Origin of the sequence: Acuticoccus kalidii (genome assembly GCF_021556395.1) — a bacterium.
GTDB classification, from domain to species: domain Bacteria; phylum Pseudomonadota; class Alphaproteobacteria; order Rhizobiales; family Amorphaceae; genus Acuticoccus; species Acuticoccus kalidii.
Genome location: NZ_JAKGCS010000033.1, coordinates 242,468 through 261,354 on the forward strand (window position 1 = coordinate 242,468; position 18,887 = coordinate 261,354).

Sequence of the window (18,887 nt, forward strand, 5' to 3'; positions counted from 1 at the left end):
CCCAAAAATGATACGTCTCGCTGTCACGATCTGCCTGAGCCTTGCCGCCGGCACCGCTTCGGCCCAAGCGCCCATCACGCTCGCCTCCCAATACGGGCAGGACAAGCCGCAGACCCAGCTCTGGGTCCGTTTCGCGGAGATCCTCGAGGCCGAGCGCCCCGACGCCTATCGCGTCACGATCACCACCAACGGCGCGCTCGGCGGCGAAAAGGAGGAGGCCGAGGCGATCCGCCTCGGCGCGATCACCGGCGCTGAATCGACCATCGCCAACCTCACCACCTGGGTGCCGGAGGGGGCCGTCCTCGACTTGCCCTTCCTGTTCGACGGACCGGAGGAGATCGAGCGCGTTCTCGCCGGGCCCGTCGGCGATCGGCTGAAGGCCGCCTATCGGGCGGAAGGCTTCGAGGTGCCGGCCTTCATCATCTTCGGCTCGCGTCACCTCCTGTCGGACCGTCCGCTCGCCGATCCGCAGGATGTCTCCGGCCTCACGATGCGCGTCCTCCAGAGCGATCTTCACGTCGCGCTGTGGCGCTTTCTCGGCGCCAACCCGACGGCGCTGCCGATCACCGAAGCCTACACGGCGCTCTCCAACGGTGTCGTCGACGCTATGGACATGACGAAGTCCGGCTATGACGCGTTGAAGCTCTTCGAGGTCGCCCCGGTGCTGACCGAAACGGCGCACATCTGGGCCGTCGGCGTCGTCTATTTCGACGTCGCCTTCTGGGACGGGCTCAGCGAGGAGGACCGCGCGCTCTTCGACCGCGCCGCCAAGGAGGCCGCCGCCCACTTCAACGAACTCGCCGCGGCCGAACAGGATGCGGCCATGGAGGCGACGCTCGACCAGGGGGCGGAGCTGATCGAGGTCGACCAGTCGGTCTGGCGGGCGGCGGTCGCACCCTTCGTCGACGATTATGTGGCCGAGCTCGGCGACCCGAACGCGCTCGCGGTGCTCGAAGCGATCCGCGAGGCGCGCTGAGGGCCTGCCAGCATCCCAATTCGGCGAAACGTTGACGTTGCGGGGGGGCGCCGCCACATCCCAATCATAAGATAGGGATTGATGGGACCGCCCGTGACGCAACGAATCTTCGACGGGCACAATGATGTGCTCCTTCGCCTATGGCAGCGTGACCGCACCGGGCGGCGCTTTTTGGAGGGCGGTGACGACGGGCACGTCGATCTCTTGCGTGCACGGCGAGGTGGGCTGAAAGGCGGCCTTTTCGCGACATTCGTGCCCGATGCCCCACGCGCGCCGCAAGAGCGGCGCGCGCCGGGCGCGGATGGGCGGATCGAAGCGCCGCCTCTCGCCGCGCTCGGCAGGGAGCGGGCGCTCGACGTGACGCTCGCCCAGCTCGCGGTTGCCTTCCGCGTCGAACGCGCGTCTGACGGCGCGGTCAAAATCTGCCGGACCGCCGATGAGATCGCCGCCGCCGCCGCGGACGAGGCGTTCGCGATGATGCTCCACCTCGAGGGCGCCGAGGCGATCGGCCCCGATCTCGACGAACTCGATGTCCTTCATGCCGCGGGTGTCCGCTCGATCGGTCTCGTCTGGAGCCGGCCGACCATCTTCGGCCACGGCGTACCCTTCCGCTTTCCCGCGACGCCCGATATCGGCGACGGGCTCACCGAGCGCGGCGTCGCGCTGGTGAAGGCCTGCAACGCGCTCGGCGTCATGGTCGACGTCAGCCATCTGAACGAAAAGGGCTTTTGGGACGTCGTGCGCGTGTCCGATGCGCCCATCGTCGCGACCCATTCCAATGCTCACGTGATCTGCCCGGTGTCCCGCAACCTCACGGATGCGCAGATGGACGCGATCCGCGACAGCGAAGGCGTGGTCGGGCTCAATTTCGCGACCTTCTTCCTGCGCGAGGACGGCCAGCGCTCCGTCGAGACGCCGCTTTCGACGATGACGCGGCACCTCGACCACATGCTCGAAAAGCTCGGGCCGCGCGGTGTCGCGTTCGGTTCGGATTTCGACGGCGCCTTGATCCCGGCGGCGATCGGCGATGCGTCCGGGCTTCAAAACCTCGTCGCGGCGATGGCGGCGGCCGGTTATGGCGACGATCTGATCGACCAGATCGCCTACCGCAACTGGCTCGACGTTCTCGCCAGAACGCAGCGAATTGCCGCAAGGTCGACTGGAACGGCCGAGCCACTCACCAGTTGACCTTGCGCCAACACGGGAGGCTTTTTCGATGACGAAATTACCAGCCGACGCTTGGGTCATGGTCGGCGACGGCGAAAAGGCGCTGTTTCTGAAAAACGAGGGAGACGAGGTGTATCCCAACCTCGTCGTGGTCCGCACGATGGAGCAATCCAACCCCTCGACGCGTGAGCAGGGCACCGACGCGCCGGGCCGCTTGAAGGACGGTCCGGGCCATCATTCGAGCGCGGTGGAAGAGGCGGATTGGCACCGCCTCGAAAAGGAGCGGTTCGCCAAGGACATCGCCGAACGTCTCTACAAGGCCGCGCACAAGGGGCAGTATCGTCACCTCGTGGTTGCGGCGCCGCCGCAGGTTCTCGGCGAACTCCGCAAGGCGCTTCACAAAGAAGTGTCCGAGCGCATCCTCTTCGACGTGCCGAAGGAGCTGACCAATCATCCCGTGAACGAAATCGAGAAGGCATTGACGTCACATTGACGCGCCTTTTCGGCCTTTTGGTACACGATTTGAAACAAATCGGAAGGTCGCGGCTCTATCGCCGCGGCTTTCATTCGTTCTAAACACGGGTTCGGGCCGTATGTAGGGTTCGACGGCGAATCTCGACGCCCACCGGAAACGGCAAGCGTTGCACTGCGGTTGATTCGACGGATGCAGAATTTATCCTCTGTGCAAGAGACAAGAACGAAGGGCAAACCGTGCGTGAGCTTCTGGACCGGGTAAATTCCCCTAGGGATCTGCGGCTTTTGTCCGAGGCGGACTTGCGTCCTCTGGCGGACGAGTTGCGCCAGGAGCTGATCGAAATCGTCTCCCAGACCGGCGGGCATCTCGGTGCCGGCCTCGGTGTCGTGGAGCTGACGATCGCGCTCCATTATATTTTCGATACCCCGCGCGACACGCTGATCTGGGACGTCGGCCATCAGTGCTATCCGCACAAGATCCTGACCGGCCGGCGCGAGCGGATGACGACGCTGCGCCAAGGCGGCGGCCTGTCCGGCTTCACCAAGCGCTCCGAGAGCCCTTACGACCCGTTCGGCGCGGCCCATTCCTCGACCTCGATCTCGGCCGGTCTCGGCTTTGCGACGGCGCGCGACCTCCAGGGCGGCAACAACGAGGTGATTTCGGTCATCGGCGACGGCGCGATGTCGGCGGGTATGGCCTATGAGGCGATGAACAATGCCGGCGCGCGCGATGCCCGGCTGATCGTCGTCCTCAACGACAACGACATGTCGATCGCGCCGCCGGTGGGGGCGATGAGCGCCTATCTCGCGCGCCTCGCCTCGGGCGAGCCGTACACGACGATGCGCGAGGCGCTCAAAGGTCTCGTTCGCCGCCTGCCGCGTTTCGTGGAGCGGGGCGCCGCGCGGGCCGAAGAGTTCGCCAAGGGCATCACGATGGGCGGCACGCTCTTCGAGGAGCTCGGCTTTTATTATGTCGGCCCGATCGACGGGCACAATTTCGATCACCTTCTGCCGGTGCTGCGCAACGTGCGCGATGCCGACAACAAGCCCGTCCTCGTCCATGTCGTGACGCAGAAGGGCAAGGGTTATAAGCCGGCCGAAAGCTCGAGCGACAAGTATCACGGCGTCTCGAAATTCGACGTCATCACCGGGCAGCAGGCCAAGGGCCAGTCGAACGCGCCGAGCTACACCAAGGTGTTCGGCAACACGCTCGTCCAAGAGGCCCGCAAGGACGACAAGATCGTCGGCATCACCGCCGCGATGCCCTCCGGCACCGGCATCGACCTCTTCGAGAGGGTGTTTCCCGAGCGGACCTTCGACGTGGGGATCGCCGAGCAGCACGCCGTCACCTTCGCGGCCGGGCTTGCCGCCGGCGGGATGCGCCCGTTCTGCGCCATCTACTCGACCTTCCTGCAGCGCGGCTACGATCAGGTCGTCCACGATGTGGCGATCCAGAAACTGCCGGTTCGCTTCGCGATCGACCGGGCGGGCTTTGTCGGCGCCGACGGGTCGACGCATGCCGGTTCGTTCGATGTCGCCTATCTCGCCTGCCTGCCCGACATGGTGGTGATGGCGGCGGGCGACGAGGCCGAGCTCGTCCACATGGTGACGACCGCCGCGCGCTATGACGACGGTCCGATCGCCTTCCGCTATCCGCGCGGGGAGGGGATCGGCGTCGAGATGCCCGAGTTCGGCGAGCCGCTTCAGATCGGCAAGGGTCGCATCCTCAGGGAAGGCAACTCGATCGCCATTCTGTCCTTCGGGGGGCGGCTCGGCGAGGCACTCCAGGCGGCGGAAGATCTCGGCAATCGCGGTCTTTCCGCGACGGTCGCCGATGCCCGCTTCGCCAAGCCGCTCGATCGCGACCTGATTTTGCGCCTGGCGCGCGAGCATGAGGTGCTGATCACGCTGGAAGAGGGCTCGATCGGCGGCTTCGGCAGCCATGTCCTCACCCTTCTTGCCCGTGAAGGGGCGCTCGATCGCGGCTTGAAGGTGCGGCCGCTCACATTGCCCGACGCCTATATCGATCAGGACAAGCCGGAGGTGATGTACGCCGCGGCCGGCCTCGATGCGGCGGGTATCGTCGCGACGGCGCTCGCCGCGCTCGGCGTCGAGGCCGTCGCCCACAGAGCCTGAGAGAACCCATGACGACAATTGAATGCGTGGACGATACGCGCTCGCTGCTGGGCGAGAGCGCGGTGTGGGACGTTGCCGACGGGCTCCTTTATTGGGCCGATATCGACGGCGGCCTCCTCCATCGCTACGACCCGGCCGCCGGCAGAGGGCTCGCCCCGCACGATGTCGGCGAGAAGGTCGCCGCGATTGCGGTCCGCGAGGCGGGCGGTCTCGTCATCGGGACCGAATCCGGCATTTACACCTACGATTTCGACACCAAGGCGCGGGTGAAGATCGCCGATCCCGAGGCCGACCGGCCCGATAACCGCTTCAATGACTGCGTGACCGACCGGCAAGGCCGGTGGTGGCTGGGCTCCTTCGGGATGATGCGCCCCCAGCGGGCCGAGGCTGCCTTCTGGCGCTTCAATCCCGATCATTCCGTGACGCGCTGGCTCGACGGCGTCTACACCACCAACGGCCTCGCCTTCTCGCCGGACGGGTCGACGATGTATCTGTCCGACTCCCACCCCGATGTCCGCACCATCTGGGCGTGCGACTACGATATCGATACCGGAATGCCGACCGACCGCCGCGTCTTCTTCGACACGCGCGAGGTCGCCGGGCGTCCCGATGGCGGCACGGTCGACGCCGACGGATGCTATTGGATGGCCGGTGTCGGGGGCTGGCAACTCGTGCGTCTGACGCCGCGCGGCGAGATCGACATGATCATCGACATGCCGGTCGAGCGCCCGTCGAAGCCGATGTTCGGCGGGCCTGATCTCGCGACCCTCTTCGTCACCTCCATCGGCATCGGTCAGACCGAGGGGACGGAACAACCGCAGGCCGGCAGCCTCTTCGCGGTGACCGGCCTTCCCGTCGGCGGCGTACCGGCCGCGCGTTTCGCCGGCTGAGATCCGCCGACGTCCCGCATTCCGGCGACATTTGCCGACGCGTCATTCAATCGCCCGCCGTCCGGCGGGCGATTTTTTGTTTGAATTGCGATGTGGGGCGGACACATCGCGATCATTTTCGGATGTTTCCGAGGCGGCGATCGTATTCTTTCGCCCTCATGGCACATCGTTCGGCCCTATCCCCATCATTTTCAGCGAATGCCCGTTTATTGAGGCCACACGCGCCGCCGACAGGAGGCCATGCGGCTGCGAAACTTCAACGATGACGGGCTCGCAATTCCATCGAATGTTAGGGGCTCAACAGCGCCGAGTATTTCGTGCTAGGATTGGTCTGTGCCATTTCCGCGAAGCATGTATGTGCGCGAATGGACCGCGCTGCGCGCGGTCCGCGTGATGGCGGTCCCGTCTCCTCATTCGGGACATTTCGCAAAGAATTCGCCTCAAGTTGCTGAGGATACAGAAGTTGTACAAGAAAATTGTCGTGCCCGTCGATTTGGAGCACATCGATAAACTGTCAAAAGCGCTCGATGTTGCTGCAAATCTTGGGAAGTTGTTCGAAGCCGAGCTGATTTATGTCGGGGTGACGCCGACGGTTCCGACCACGGTCGCCCACAATCCGGACGAGTATGTCGCCAAGCTCAAGGCGTTCACGACGTCCGAATCCGGGCGACGCGGCCATCCGGCGACGTCGAAGGCGTTCACGAGCCACGATCCCAGCATCGATATCGATCAGTACCTGCCGCGGGCCGTCGCCGAAGTCGGCGGCGATCTCGTGGTGATGGCCTCGCACGTTCCCGGATTTTTCGACCGATTTTGGCCGAGCCACGGAGAAAACCTCGCGTCCCATACGAACGCGTCGGTTTTCCTCGTCCGTTAGACCGCGGTCCGGCGGCATGGAGCATGTCGCCACTCGACACGACACGACGCGGACCGGGGACGGGCGCCGACGACGCACGATCGCCCGTCTCCAGCGCGCCGGCCGCGCTTCATGCGGCACCGAACACAACGCCTGACACGACCCAAGACGAAGGACATCAACCATGTCGGTGGACACACCAGCCGAGGATCTCATCCCGCCCCCCGAAGGCGATGTGGATTTGATCGAGACCGATTACGAAATCGGTCAGGACAATATCCAACCCAAACTCGGGCCGCTCGGGTTCGACATCCACAACCCCGTCTTCGCGACCTCCGCCATCGTCATCACGCTCTTCGTGATCTTTTCCCTCGTCTTCCACGATAGCGCCGGTGACGCCTTCGAGGCGATGCGGACCTGGCTGACGTCCAATTTCGACTGGTTCTTCCTGCTCGCCGGCAACGTCTTCGTGATCCTCTGCATCGGCCTCGTTCTGAGCCCGCTCGGCTCGGTGCGCCTCGGCGGCAAGGACGCGACGCCGGATTATAATTATATCGGCTGGTTCTCGATGCTGTTCGCCGCGGGCATGGGCATCGGTCTCATGTTCTTCGGCGTGTCGGAGCCGATCTCGCATTACACCTCGTCCCTCGGCGGCATCACCGAAGAGGGCGGATTGCGGACCGACTGGGCCCCGCTTGGCGGTGCGCTCGAGGACCCGGAGGCCGCGCGGCGTCTCGGCATGGCGGCGACGATCTTCCACTGGGGTCTCCATCCGTGGGCGATCTATGCCGTGGTGGCGCTGGCGCTCGCGCTCTTCACCTTCAACAAGGGTCTGCCGCTCACCATCCGGTCGATGTTCTACCCGATCTTCGGCGAGCGGGTGTGGGGTTGGCCGGGCCATATCATCGACATTCTCGCCGTCCTCGCGACGCTCTTCGGCCTGGCGACCTCGCTCGGCTATGGCGCGCAACAAGCCTCGGCGGGCCTCAATTTCGTGTTCGGTATTCCGGGCGGCATCAACACCCAGATCATCCTCATCTGTGCGATCACCGGCGTCGCGACCTATTCGGTGCTGCGCGGCCTCGATGGCGGCGTGAAGGTGCTGTCGGAAATCAACATGGCGCTCGCCGCCGTGCTGCTCCTGTTCGTCCTCCTCGTCGGGCCGACCATCGGCATCCTCACCGGCTTCGGTGCGAACCTTGCCGCCTACGCGCAGGATCTCATCCCGCTGTCGAACCCGTTCGGCCGGGCGGACGACAATTTCCGCCAGGGCTGGACCTCGTTCTATTGGGCCTGGTGGATCTCCTGGTCGCCGTTCGTCGGCATGTTCATCGCCCGCGTCAGCCGTGGCCGCACGGTGCGTGAGTTCATCATCGCCGTCCTCGTCATTCCCTCGATCGTGTCGGTCCTGTGGATGACGGTGTTCGGTGGTACGGCGATCACGCTGATCAACAATGCCGGCCTCACGGAGATCGCGGATGCGGCGCTCGAACTGAAGCTCTTCGTCATGCTGGAAGGCCTGCCGCTCTCGGCGATCACCTCGCTCGTCGGCGTGATCCTCGTGATCGTCTTCTTCGTGACCTCGTCCGATTCCGGCTCCCTCGTGATCGACACGATCACCGCCGGCGGCAAGATCAACGCCCCGGTGAGCCAGCGCGTCTTCTGGTGCACCTTCGAGGGGCTGGTCGCGGTCGTCCTGCTGCTCGGCGGCGGGCTCGGCGCGTTGCAGGCGATGGCGGTGTCGACGGGCTTCCCGTTCGCGATCGTGCTGCTTCTCGCCTGCTACACCATCGTGAAAGGGCTGATGAGCGAGCCCCGCTGAGGCCGATACGCGCCGCGCGGCGCTTTTCCGCGCGGCGCGACGGTCCGTTCGGGCTGTCATCGGCTCAAATCCCCAACCCCGTCGCACAAAGGGTTGCGAACGGGCGCCCATCGTGGCCATTTGCGCCCCGATGAATGATTTGCCGCCCATCGCTGTCGCGCCGATGATGGATTGGACGGACCGGCACTGCCGCGTCTTCCATCGCCGGCTGAACCCCGCGCTTCGCCTCTTCACCGAGATGGTGACGGCGAAGGCGGTGCTGCATGGGGATCGCGAGCGGCTTCTCGGTTTCGCCGAAGAGGAAAAGCCGCTCGTCCTCCAGCTCGGCGGAAGCGATCCGGCCGAGCTCGCCGCCGCGAGCCGGATCGCCGCCGATTGGGGCTATGACGAGGTGAACCTCAATGTCGGTTGCCCGTCCGACCGCGTTCAGGGCGGGCGCTTCGGTGCCTGCCTGATGCGCGAGCCCTCGCTCGTCGGCGAATGCCTCGCCGCGATGGGGGAGGGCGGGCTTCCGGTGTCCCTCAAATGCCGCATCGGGGTCGACGATCAGGACCCGGAAGAGGCGCTCGACGCCGTCGCCGACCGTGCGGTCGCGGCGGGCGTGTCGGCGATCTGGGTCCATGCCCGCAAGGCCTGGCTCGAAGGCCTCTCGCCGGCCCAGAACCGGGATGTCCCCCCGCTCGATTATGACCGCGTCCACCGGCTCCATGCCCGGCTCGACACGTTCGTCGGCATCAATGGCGGTATCGGCACGGTCGAGGCGGTGCGCGAGGCGGCCGCGCGGGTCGACGGGGTGATGATCGGCCGCGCCGCCTACCAGCGGCCGGGGATCCTCGTGGCGCTCGCCGGGATCGACGGGGAGGGGTCTTTCGCCCACCGCATCCGCGTCGCCCGCTCGATGGTGCCTTATGGAGAGGCGTGGGTGGCGGCGGGCGGCCGGCTCGCGGCCATCACGCGCCACATGCTCGGCCTCTTTCATGGTGAGCCCGGTGCCCGCGCCTATCGCCGTACGCTCACGGTCGACACGCTCGGCGACGCCACGCCGGCGGTGCTGACCGGGGCGATCGATGCGATCGAAATCGAGGCGGAGCGGGCGCGCATCCGGCGCGCGGCCGCAGGTGAGAGCGTCGCTGCATGAGATCCTGGCGTGACGACCTGACGGTGGTCGTCGGGTTTTATTCCCGTCTTCCCGTTCCCCCGATCCGGCACGGCATCAACCTTGCCGAAGCGGTGTGGATCGTTCCCATTGCGAGCCTCGTGATCGCGCTGCCGGCGGCGCTCGGGCTCGGGATCGCCGCAAGCCTCGGCGCGCCGCCGCTCTTCACGGCGATCGTTGCCGTGGCAGCGGGTCTAATCGCCACCGGCGGCCTCCACGAAGACGGCTTTGCCGACTGTTTCGACGGTTTCTGGGGTGGCCACACCCATCCGCGCCGGCTCGAAATCATGCGCGACAGCCGCCTCGGCACCTACGGCGTGCTCGCGCTGATGATGGCGGTCCTCGCCAAGGTCGCGCTCGTCGAAGCGGCGCTCGCCGAGGGCACCGGCGCGGCGATGTGCATCGTTCTCGCCGGGGCGGTCGCGGGGCGGACCGTCGCACTCTATCCCTGGGTCGGGCTGCCGCACGCACGCGAGGACGGGATCGCCCGCACGATCGGCCGGCCCCGCGGCAGCGTCTTCCGCACGGCGCTGGTGCTCGGCATCCTGGTGACGGCGGCGCTCACCATCTGGCAGACGATCTTCGGCTTCGTCGTTGCCGGCATCGTCTCGGCCGTCGTCGCGATCGGCGCGGCGCGTCTTGCCGAGCGCAAGATCGGCGGCCATACCGGGGACGTGATCGGTGCCGCCGTCGTCGCAGGCGAATTGGCATACCTCGCGACGATCATTATCTGGCTGGGAGCCTAGAGCGCTCCGTCGGGGCTCTCACGGGCCCGATCGAACTCGAGCGGAGGGCTCTCGACCTTGATGCGCAACACGCTGCCGGTGACGCCGCAAACCGCATTCGCCGTTCTGACGCGGCTCGTGGCCGGGTTCGGCGTCCTCGCCTGTTTTGCCGGCACGGCGTTCGCGCAAAGCGTCCCCCCGATCGAGATCGACAACACCGCCCCGCGGATGGTGAAGCTCATCATCCTTCTGATCGTGTTCCTGGTGATCCTCTTCGGAATGCGCCGGATTGGGATTCCGCACATCATCCGCTCGGCGGCCATCTGGCTCGTCGCGATCCTCGCCCTCGTCGCGCTCTACGGCTATCGCGGGCCGATCGAGATGGCGGGGCGGGAGATGGTCGCCGTCCTCGTGCCGGGCGTTGCGGTCAATCAGGGGGGCAACGTCATCGTCCACCGCTCCTATGGCGGCCATTTCGTGCTCGACGGCGCGGTCGACGGTGCGCCGGTGCGCTTCCTTTTCGACACCGGGGCGAGCACGGTGGTCCTCTCCTCGGAGGATGCCGCGCGCGCCGGTTTCGATGTCGATCAGCTCGACTTCCGCATTCCCGTCACCACCGCGAGCGGCATGACCGAGGTGGCCCCCGTCCGCCTCGGTGAGATCCAGATCGGCGACATTCGGGTCAACGATGTGCGCGCGGCTGTTGCCAAGCCCCACGATCTCGACCACAGCCTCCTCGGCATGACCTTTCTCAACCGCCTCGACGGGTACGAGGTGCGACGCGACCGTTTGGTTCTCAATCCATGACTTCATCCTCTTCCGACACGACGAGCGACATTTCGCCGTTCGCCGATTTCCGCAAGCTGGCGTTCGCGCCCGGCCCCAATCACGCCGCCGCCCTCGCGGCGACGCGGGCGCGTGAGGCAGCGCTCACCAAGCCGGCCGGCTCGCTCGGCCGCCTCGAAGAGCTCGCCGAATGGCTGACCGCCGTCACCGGCCTCGCCCCGCCGAAGGTCGAGCGCCCGCGCGTCGTCGTCTTCGCGGCGAGCCATGGGGTGACGGTGGAGGGGGTCTCGGCCTTTCCCGCCTCGGTCAACGCGCAGATGCTGAACGGCTTCCGCGAAGGCACGGCGGCGATCAACCAGATCTGCGCCGCCGCGGGGATCGGTTTGTCGGCCTTCGACCTCGCGGTCGAGGTGCCGTCCGGCAACATCGCCGTCGAGGATGCGTTCAAGTCCGACCGGGAGGCCGCCGCAACGATGGCCTTCGGCCTCGAAGCGATCGCGAACGGCGTCGACTGTCTGGCGCTCGGCGAGATGGGGATCGGCAACACGACCGTCGCGGCGGCGCTCTTCGCAGCGTTGTTCGGCGGATCGGGGGCGGACTGGTGCGGCGCCGGAACCGGCGTCGCGGGCGAGGCGCTGGCGCGCAAGATCAAGGCCGTCGACCGGGTGGTCGAGCGGCTCGACGGGGAGAGCGATCCGCTCGTGATCCTGCAGCGGGCCGGCGGCCGGGAGATTGCGGCGATGGTCGGTGCGATCCTCGCCGCCCGAAGCCAGAACGTGCCGATCATCGTCGACGGCTTCGTCGCGACGTCGGCGGCCGCGGTGGTCCACAAGATGTCGCCCGAGGCGACGGCGCATTGCCTCTACGCCCACCGCTCGGCAGAGGCCGGGCACGGGCGTGCACTCGACGCGCTGGGGGCTGTGCCGCTGTTCGATTTCGGCATGCGCCTCGGGGAGGGGACGGGCGCCGCGCTCGCGATCTCGATCGTGAAGGCGGCCGCCGCATGCCATAGCGGCATGGGCACCTTCGCCGATGCCGGGGTCGACGGGCCGGTGTGACGCCGCGCGCGCGGGCGACGGCGGGCGGCGCCGCGGTCACCGCCGCCTGGGAGGCGGAGGCGGGCCGGATCCGCGCCTGCCGCATCTGCCGTGACGCGCCGTCGGGCGCCCCGTTGGCGCACGAGCCGCGGCCGATCTTTCAGCTCTCCGGCACCGCGCGGGTCGCGATCTGCAGTCAGGCGCCCGGCAATCGGGCGCATATCGCGGGGCTTCCCTTCTTCGATCCGTCGGGCGTCCGGCTCCGCTCCTGGCTCGGCGTCGACGAAACCATCTTCTACGACGCGGCGAAGATCGCGATCGTCCCGATGGGATTTTGCTTTCCGGGCTATGACAAGAATGGCGGCGATCTTCCGCCGCGCAAGGAATGCGCCGCGACCTGGCATGACCGGCTCTTCGCGGCGCTGCCCTCGATCGAGCTGTTTCTGTGCATCGGGCGTCATTCGATCGCCTATCACCTGCCGGAGCTGAAACGGCTGCCGATGACGGAGATCGTGCGGGACTGGCGCGCGATCGCGGAGCGGACCGCGCCACGCTCGCGGATCGTCCTGCCGCACCCATCCTGGCGCAACAATGCGTGGCTAAAACGCAATCCGTGGTTCGAGGAAGAGCTGGTGCCGGATTTGCGCAGACGTGTGCGCGTTGTTCTCTGAGGAAGGGGCGATCGCGGGATCTATTGTGTAACCGGGCATTAAATGTGTTGACCCGTTACGCGATTCTGCGCTGGCCCTGGATGAAATGGGACGATAATATGGCGGTGTTGCCCTATTTTTGGCGGAGGGAGAGAGCGATGGGTCTGGTGCAACGCATCAGCCGCACGAGAGGCCTGTTTCTCGGTGGCACGATCGCGACGTTGATGGCGTCGGCCGTTTCCGCTCAGACCGTCGTGGTCGCCCCTGTCGATGCGATGCCGGGGGACACGGAGCGCTATTTCGTCGACGGCCGGATCGTCGACCTGCGGGTCGATCAGACGGCGACCGTGGCGGTGCTCGACCAGGTGGCGATGAGCGGCTGCCCGTCGAACAATTATGTCTTCCCCCGCGACCAGGCGAAGTGGCTCTATCAGACGGGCCGGCTGATGGTCGCCGAGCAACAGGGGGCGACGATCCGCTTGTCTGTCTCCTGCGAGGACGGCGAGCAGAATATCAACGCGCTCCAATTCCTGACCCCGCCGCCAGCGTCCGACAGCGTGCGCAGAATGCCGAGCCGATCGAGCGTCGCGGCCTACCAGCCGACCACACGGCGCGCGGCGTCACGCCCACTCGATGGCTCATTTCCAGTCCCCTCGGGCGACCGGAACGCTGTTTCGGATCCGATGAGGATCGTTCCCCTTCCTTGATCCAATCGACCTCGGTCGATGCGACGCTCATCGATTCGGTATGGCGCGAACCGGCGCGCCATCGTGCGTCGGCACGTGGGGGTTGCGCATCCCCATTGTCCGGCAATTGAAGGAATTGCAAATACAGTTTTAGTGAATTCCTTGGTCGGTGCGTCTCTATGCCGAAACGTCATCGTCGTCTATTTTATATGGGCATAGCGACTTTGATCTAAATCAATATTGCGCCCCTAATTTTCTAATTTACGGTCGCAATCGGTCGATCGACCGGGTATCTTTTGGGCAAGTGCGCACCAAGCTGTTCAAGATCGCCCACCTTTTATTTATATGTTAAAGCGAATTATTTGACGGCAACCCTAAGCGGTGTCGCGAAAGGGCGATCCTCGGGGACGTGGCGGAGTGGGTCGCATGACCGTGTTGGACATCCAGTTCGAAGTGGACGCAATCGCGGAAAGTGCGTTTCGCGCGGTTGCCGATCCGTCGGGATGGGTGACTGTCGCCGACCGGATCAGGGCATTGTGCGAGGGGCCTGCGGTCGTCGCGCTGCGCACCTTCGGGACAGGCGGTCGCGACGAGCGGATTGTCGGCCTCGCCGGCGTCGAGGAGAGCTTTCTCGAAAGCTATGCCGCCCATTATCACACGACGAACCCCTACAACTCGCTGATTCACACCGCGCCCGTGGGGCGTCTCGTCCCCGATCGTGAGCTCGTTGCGCGCGAGATCGTGGCCAAAGGGGCGTTCTTCAACGAATGGATGAAGCCGCAAGGGATCGACGGGGGCGGCATACTCCTCAATGTCGCCCGCAACTCCCGAAGTGTGCTCGCCCTCTCGCTCGACATGGCGGACAGCGGCATCGCCGCCATGAACAACGGCCTGACGGACGTGTTGAAGCAGATCATGCTGCCGCTCGAGCGGGCGACCACACTCGCCCAGCGCGTGATGACGGAGAGCGTCACCGGGGCAACCGGCGCGGTGATCGCGACGATGTCGGTCGGCGCCATCGCGGTCGACAAGAATGGACGAGTCGTCAACGCAAACGATGCAGCAGAGCGGCTCTTCCGGCGTGGCTTCCTATTCCTCGATCGAGCGCGGCGCTTGCGGGGGATCACACCTCATGCGGAGGCGACCATCCAGCACCTTCTCGGCGCGGCGCTCGCGCCGAGGGCCAGGCTCTCGACGGCGCGGCTCAAGGATTTCGGCACCGACGGGGAGATCCTGCTGACCGCCGTGCCGATGGCCCGCAATGTCGATACGGTCCGCCAATGGGCGCTCATCCCGGTGGAGGATGCGCCGGTGGCGATCGTCTATCTGGCGACCGAGGCCCAGTCCCGGATCGAGATCATGAAGCGGCTCGAAGAGCTGTTCGACATGTCGCCGAACGAAGCGCGGCTTGCGCACGGCGTCTATCAGGGCGTTCGGATGGATGTGCTCGCCGCCAAGCTCGATCTGTCCGAGGCCGAGGCGATGGCCTGCTTCGCCGCCGCGATGCGCAAGATCGGCGTCGAGCGGGAGGTGGATCTCGTGCGCCGTGTTGGCCACCTCTCTTACATGACCGGCTGAACGGCGCGGCGGTCCATCAGCCGGCCGCCGAGCCGCAGGCGCAAACCGAGCGACGGACGCAAAAAAGGCGCCGCGAGGGCGCCTTTTTTCGATCGCGTGCGTCCGAGGGACGGGCCGGCCGGAGCCGGCGCGGAGGCCTCAGGCCTGCTGCGTTTCTTCGGTCGGGGTCTCGACGTCGCCGGGGGCCGGCTGCATCAGCTCTTCGACCGACGCGCCACCTTCGGTGGCCTCGGCAGTCTCGGCAGCGGCCTGACCTTCCGGCTCGGCTTCCGGTGCGGGCTCCACGATGGCGGTCTCGACCGGGGCCTCTTCGGCCTCGCCGAGGTCGTAACCGGAATCGCCCTGCGAGCGGAGCAGACCGTCGAGCGCGGCGCGGGCGATCAGGTCGCAATAAAGGGTGATCGCGCGGGCGGCGTCGTCATTGCCCGGGATCGGGTAGGTGATGCCGTCCGGGTCGCAGTTGGTGTCGAGGATCGCGACGATCGGAATACCGAGGCGGCGGGCTTCCTGCACGGCGATCGATTCGCGGTTGGTGTCGATCACGAACACGATGTCCGGAACGCCGCCCATCGACTTGATGCCGCCGAGGTTGCGCTCGAGCTTCTCACGCTCGCGGTCGAGGTTGAGACGCTCCTTCTTGGTGAGGCCCTGGGCCTCGCCGTCCATCATCTCCTCGAGATTGTTGAGGCGACGGATGGAGTTGGAGATCGTCTTCCAGTTGGTGAGCATACCGCCGAGCCAGCGGGCGTTCACATAATACTGGGCGGACTCGGCGGCGGACTGCGCGACGGCGTCCTGCGCCTGGCGCTTGGTGCCGACCATCAGGAGGCGGCCACCCTTGGCGACGGTGTCGGACACCGCCTTCAGCGCCTGGTGGAGGAGGGGAACGGTCTGCGCAAGGTCCAGGATGTGGACGTTGTTGCGGGCGCCGAAGATGTACTCTTCCATCTTCGGGTTCCAGCGGTGCGTCTGGTGACCGAAGTGGACGCCAGCCTCGAGGAGCTGACGCATCGTGAAATCGGGAAGTGCCATGGTCTTACCTATCCGGTTGAAATCCTCCGCGAGCCTTGTCCCTTCGGGGACACCGGAAATCCGCTGCTCGCGTGTGAGATGGGCGCGCATATACGTCACTGCCGGGAAAAGTGCAACGCTTGATGGATGGGGCGCCGGTCATGCCGCGCGTGCCGTACCCGCCTCGGGCGGCAAGGCGTTTGCGCGAAGCCATTCCCTATCGCGGCTTCTCGGCAGCTATGCGCAGGTCCTATGCAAGTTGGAATTGATCGCCATCCCGCCTGAGCCTACGAAGACGCGGCGCGGCCCGCGTCACGCGTGAGGCCCGCGTCAGAGTTCGAGCGCGACGTGTCCGGAGGTTTCGGCAAATGTGTGAAATCGAGAAGATTTTTGAGCGGAACCGGCTGTGGGCCGATCGCATCAAGGAAATCAATCCGGACTATTTCATCCGACTGTCCGAGCAGCAGGCGCCCGATTATCTGTGGATCGGCTGCTCCGACAGCCGGGTTCCGGCGAACCAGATCATGGACCTGCCGCCGGGCGAGGTGTTCGTCCACCGCAATATCGCGAACGTCGTCGTCCCGTCCGACCTCAACATGCTGTCGGTTCTTCAGTTCGCGGTGGAAGTCCTGAAGGTGAAGCACATCCTCATCACCGGCCATTATGGCTGCGGCGGCGTTCGGGCCTCCCTGTCGGACGAGGATCACGGCCTGATCGACAACTGGCTGAACCATCTGCGGCTCGTTCACCGCCTGCACCGCGCGGAAATGGCGGGGCTCGAGGGCGAGGCGGCGGTCGACCGGCTGTGCGAGCTCAATGTCGTCGAGCAGGTGCGCAACATCACGAACACGACGATCGTGCGCAACGCCTGGGCGGCGGGGCAATCGCTGTCGATCCATGGCTGTGTTTACGATTTGAAGGACGGGATCCTGCGCGAGATCCTGACCCACAAGGACGTGCAGCCCGGCGGCCGGTTCGAGGGCTGAGAGGCCGGCGGGGGAGGCGGGCGCGAAATCCAGCGAAACCGCCACCTTTGCGCGGGAAACCCTGGATTGCGTGAGGCAAAGGTTTAAATTCGGCGCGCCTTCGCATATGTGAGCGCGACAAGCCATCGCACCCACGAACGACGCCGGACGGGACGGTCCAGCGGCGTAAAGTGTCGTGCGGGGCTCGACACCGGCCGCTCAATCGACCAAGAGGGAGCGGCTTTTAGCGATATTCCAAGCACCCGGGAAAACGAGACAATGACGATTACGGCGCAGCAGGTAAAGGCGCTCCGCGAGAAAACCGGCGTCGGCATGATGGACTGCAAGACGGCGCTGAACGAAACCGGCGGCGACATGGAAGCGGCCGTCGATTGGCTGCGTAAGAAGGGCCTGTCGAAGGCCGCCAAGAAGGCCGACCGCGTCGCCGCGGAAGGTCTGGTCGGCGCCGTCGATGCCGGTCCGCGCGCAGCGCTCGTGGAGGTCAATTCCGAGACGGACTTCGTCGCCCGCAACGACACGTTCCAGGCGCTCGTGAAGAGCGTCGCCGAACTCGCGGTCGGCGCTGGCGGTGACGTCGAAAAGTTGAAGGCGATGCCCTTTCCGGGCACGGGCCGCAATGTCGGCGAGGAAGTGACCGAGGCGGTCGCCACGATCGGCGAGAACCTCGCGCTGCGTCGCACGGCGGAGCTCGGTGTCGAGGACGGCGTCGTCGCGACCTACCTTCACAACGCGGTTGCCCCCGGCCTCGGCAAGCTCGGCGTCCTCGTCGCCCTCCAGTCGACGGGCGATAAGGACAAGCTGAACGAGCTTGGCCGCAAGATCGCGATGCACGTCGCGGCGGTGAACCCGCTCGCCCTCAACGCCGACGAGCTTCCGGCCGACGCCGTGGAGCGTGAGCGTTCGGTCTATGCCGAACAGGCTCGCGCCTCCGGCAAGCCCGACCAGATCGTCGAGAAGATGGTCGAGGGCCGCATGCGCAAGTTCTACGAGGAGGTCTGCCTCCTGAAGCAGACCTTCGTGGTCAATCAGGACCAGACCGTGGAGCAGGCCGTGAAGGAGGCCGAATCCGATGTCGGCGCGCCGATCACGGTGACCGGCTTCGTGCGCTATGCCCTCGGTGAGGGGATCGAGCGCGAAGAGTCCGACTTCGCGGCGGAAGTCGCGGCGGCAGCCGGCGTCTGATCGCAGTGGCATCTTCCCGTATGAAGCCGGCGTCCGAGTGGCGCCGGCTTTTGATCAAAGTGTCGGGCGAAGCGCTGATGGGCGACGGCGCCTACGGCATTTCGCAGCCGACGCTCCAGCGCATCTGCGGCGAGATCGTCGAGATCGTGCGCCAGGGTCGTGAAGTCGGCCTCGTGATCGGCGGCGGGAATTTCCTACGCGGCGCCAACAACGCGTTGACCGCCGTGGACCGCGTCGCCGGCGACCAGATGGGTATGCTCGCGACCGTCATGAACGCCGTCGCCGTCGCCGCGCAGCTTCGTGCGCTCGGCACAGAGGCGGTCGTTCTTTCGGCGATCGACGTTCCGGTGATCTGCGATCGCTTCACCCACCGTGGTGCGTTGCAGCACATGGCGGAGGGGCGCGTCGTCCTGTTCGCCGCCGGCACCGGCCATCCCTTCTTCACGACGGACACCGCGGCCGCGCTGCGGGCGGTCGAGATGGGATGCGACGCGCTCTTGAAGGGCACGCAGGTCGATGGCGTCTACACGGCGGATCCGAATCGCGATCCGACCGCGACGCGCTATGAGACGCTCACCCACCAGGAAGCCTTGTCGAAGAATCTCGGCGTGATGGACGCGGCCGCGATCGCGCTTGCGCGCGACAACGACCTGCCGATCGTCGTCTTTTCGATCCAGGAGGTCGGTGCGCTTCCTATGGTGGCGCGCGGCGAGGGCGTCTGCACGATCGTCAGCGAATGATCGCGAGCGGCCGGACGGCGTGTCCGGCC

18 protein-coding genes are annotated in these 18,887 nt (G+C 66.0%); 17 read left to right on the forward strand and 1 reads right to left on the reverse strand.

Annotated features, from left to right (window positions below; translation table 11 throughout):
- Positions 1-7: 7 nt before the first annotated feature.
- The 14 genes from L1787_RS19645 (at position 8) to L1787_RS19710 (ending at position 14,939) form a co-directional block, all read left to right on the forward strand.
- On the forward strand, positions 8-976 hold the full coding sequence (locus tag L1787_RS19645) for a TRAP transporter substrate-binding protein (RefSeq protein WP_235710807.1): 969 nt from the start codon (positions 8-10) through the stop codon (positions 974-976).
- Positions 977-1,069: 93 nt separating this feature from the next.
- The gene (locus L1787_RS19650) at positions 1,070-2,164 is read left to right on the forward strand and encodes a dipeptidase (RefSeq protein WP_439648304.1); all 1,095 of its coding nucleotides are present in this window, start codon (positions 1,070-1,072) and stop codon (positions 2,162-2,164) included.
- A 28-nt stretch (positions 2,165-2,192) separates the two neighbouring features.
- Entirely contained in the window at positions 2,193-2,636 is a 444-nt protein-coding gene (locus L1787_RS19655; protein WP_235710809.1) for a baeRF12 domain-containing protein, read from the forward strand.
- 218 nt (positions 2,637-2,854) lie between these two features.
- Entirely contained in the window at positions 2,855-4,753 is a 1,899-nt protein-coding gene (dxs, locus tag L1787_RS19660; protein WP_235710810.1) for a 1-deoxy-D-xylulose-5-phosphate synthase, read from the forward strand.
- A gap of 8 nt (positions 4,754-4,761) precedes the next feature.
- Positions 4,762-5,643, forward strand: a complete 882-nt coding sequence (locus tag L1787_RS19665; RefSeq protein ID WP_235710811.1) for an SMP-30/gluconolactonase/LRE family protein — start codon at positions 4,762-4,764, stop codon at positions 5,641-5,643.
- A gap of 445 nt (positions 5,644-6,088) precedes the next feature.
- Entirely contained in the window at positions 6,089-6,520 is a 432-nt protein-coding gene (locus L1787_RS19670) for a universal stress protein (protein ID WP_235710812.1), read from the forward strand.
- A gap of 163 nt (positions 6,521-6,683) precedes the next feature.
- A complete protein-coding gene (locus L1787_RS19675) occupies positions 6,684-8,321 on the forward strand; it encodes a BCCT family transporter (RefSeq protein ID WP_235710813.1) in 1,638 nt (545 codons plus the stop codon).
- Between the two features lie 130 nt (positions 8,322-8,451).
- Complete coding sequence (gene dusA / locus L1787_RS19680) at positions 8,452-9,459, forward strand: tRNA dihydrouridine(20/20a) synthase DusA (protein WP_439648305.1); 1,008 nt, start codon at positions 8,452-8,454, stop codon at positions 9,457-9,459.
- Positions 9,456-10,223, forward strand: a complete 768-nt coding sequence (gene cobS / locus L1787_RS19685) for an adenosylcobinamide-GDP ribazoletransferase (protein WP_235710814.1) — start codon at positions 9,456-9,458, stop codon at positions 10,221-10,223. Before dusA ends, cobS begins: the two co-directional genes overlap by 4 nt.
- Positions 10,224-10,283: 60 nt before the next feature.
- On the forward strand, positions 10,284-11,009 hold the full coding sequence (locus L1787_RS19690) for a retropepsin-like aspartic protease family protein (RefSeq protein WP_235711026.1): 726 nt from the start codon (positions 10,284-10,286) through the stop codon (positions 11,007-11,009).
- On the forward strand, positions 11,006-12,046 hold the full coding sequence (cobT, locus tag L1787_RS19695) for a nicotinate-nucleotide--dimethylbenzimidazole phosphoribosyltransferase (RefSeq protein ID WP_235710815.1): 1,041 nt from the start codon (positions 11,006-11,008) through the stop codon (positions 12,044-12,046). Before L1787_RS19690 ends, cobT begins: the two co-directional genes overlap by 4 nt.
- A gap of 68 nt (positions 12,047-12,114) precedes the next feature.
- Entirely contained in the window at positions 12,115-12,696 is a 582-nt protein-coding gene (locus tag L1787_RS19700; RefSeq protein ID WP_235711027.1) for a uracil-DNA glycosylase family protein, read from the forward strand.
- Between the two features lie 137 nt (positions 12,697-12,833).
- Positions 12,834-13,382: a hypothetical protein gene (locus L1787_RS19705; RefSeq protein ID WP_235710816.1), complete on the forward strand. Its 549-nt coding sequence runs from the start codon at positions 12,834-12,836 to the stop codon at positions 13,380-13,382.
- A gap of 405 nt (positions 13,383-13,787) precedes the next feature.
- Positions 13,788-14,939, forward strand: coding sequence for a nitrogen regulation protein NR(II) (locus L1787_RS19710; RefSeq protein ID WP_235710817.1), 1,152 nt, complete (start codon positions 13,788-13,790; stop codon positions 14,937-14,939).
- A 138-nt stretch (positions 14,940-15,077) separates the two neighbouring features.
- On the opposite strand, the gene rpsB is transcribed toward L1787_RS19710, so the two are convergent.
- Positions 15,078-15,971, reverse strand: coding sequence for a 30S ribosomal protein S2 (gene rpsB, locus L1787_RS19715; RefSeq protein ID WP_235710818.1), 894 nt, complete (start codon positions 15,969-15,971; stop codon positions 15,078-15,080).
- A gap of 347 nt (positions 15,972-16,318) precedes the next feature.
- Between rpsB and L1787_RS19720 the strand changes: the two genes are divergently transcribed.
- The 3 genes from L1787_RS19720 (at position 16,319) to pyrH (ending at position 18,858) form a co-directional block, all read left to right on the forward strand.
- On the forward strand, positions 16,319-16,936 hold the full coding sequence (locus L1787_RS19720; protein ID WP_235710819.1) for a carbonic anhydrase: 618 nt from the start codon (positions 16,319-16,321) through the stop codon (positions 16,934-16,936).
- Between the two features lie 258 nt (positions 16,937-17,194).
- Positions 17,195-18,118, forward strand: a complete 924-nt coding sequence (gene tsf / locus L1787_RS19725; protein WP_235710820.1) for a translation elongation factor Ts — start codon at positions 17,195-17,197, stop codon at positions 18,116-18,118.
- 20 nt (positions 18,119-18,138) lie between these two features.
- Entirely contained in the window at positions 18,139-18,858 is a 720-nt protein-coding gene (pyrH, locus tag L1787_RS19730; protein WP_235710821.1) for a UMP kinase, read from the forward strand.
- The last annotated feature ends 29 nt before the right edge of the window (positions 18,859-18,887 follow it).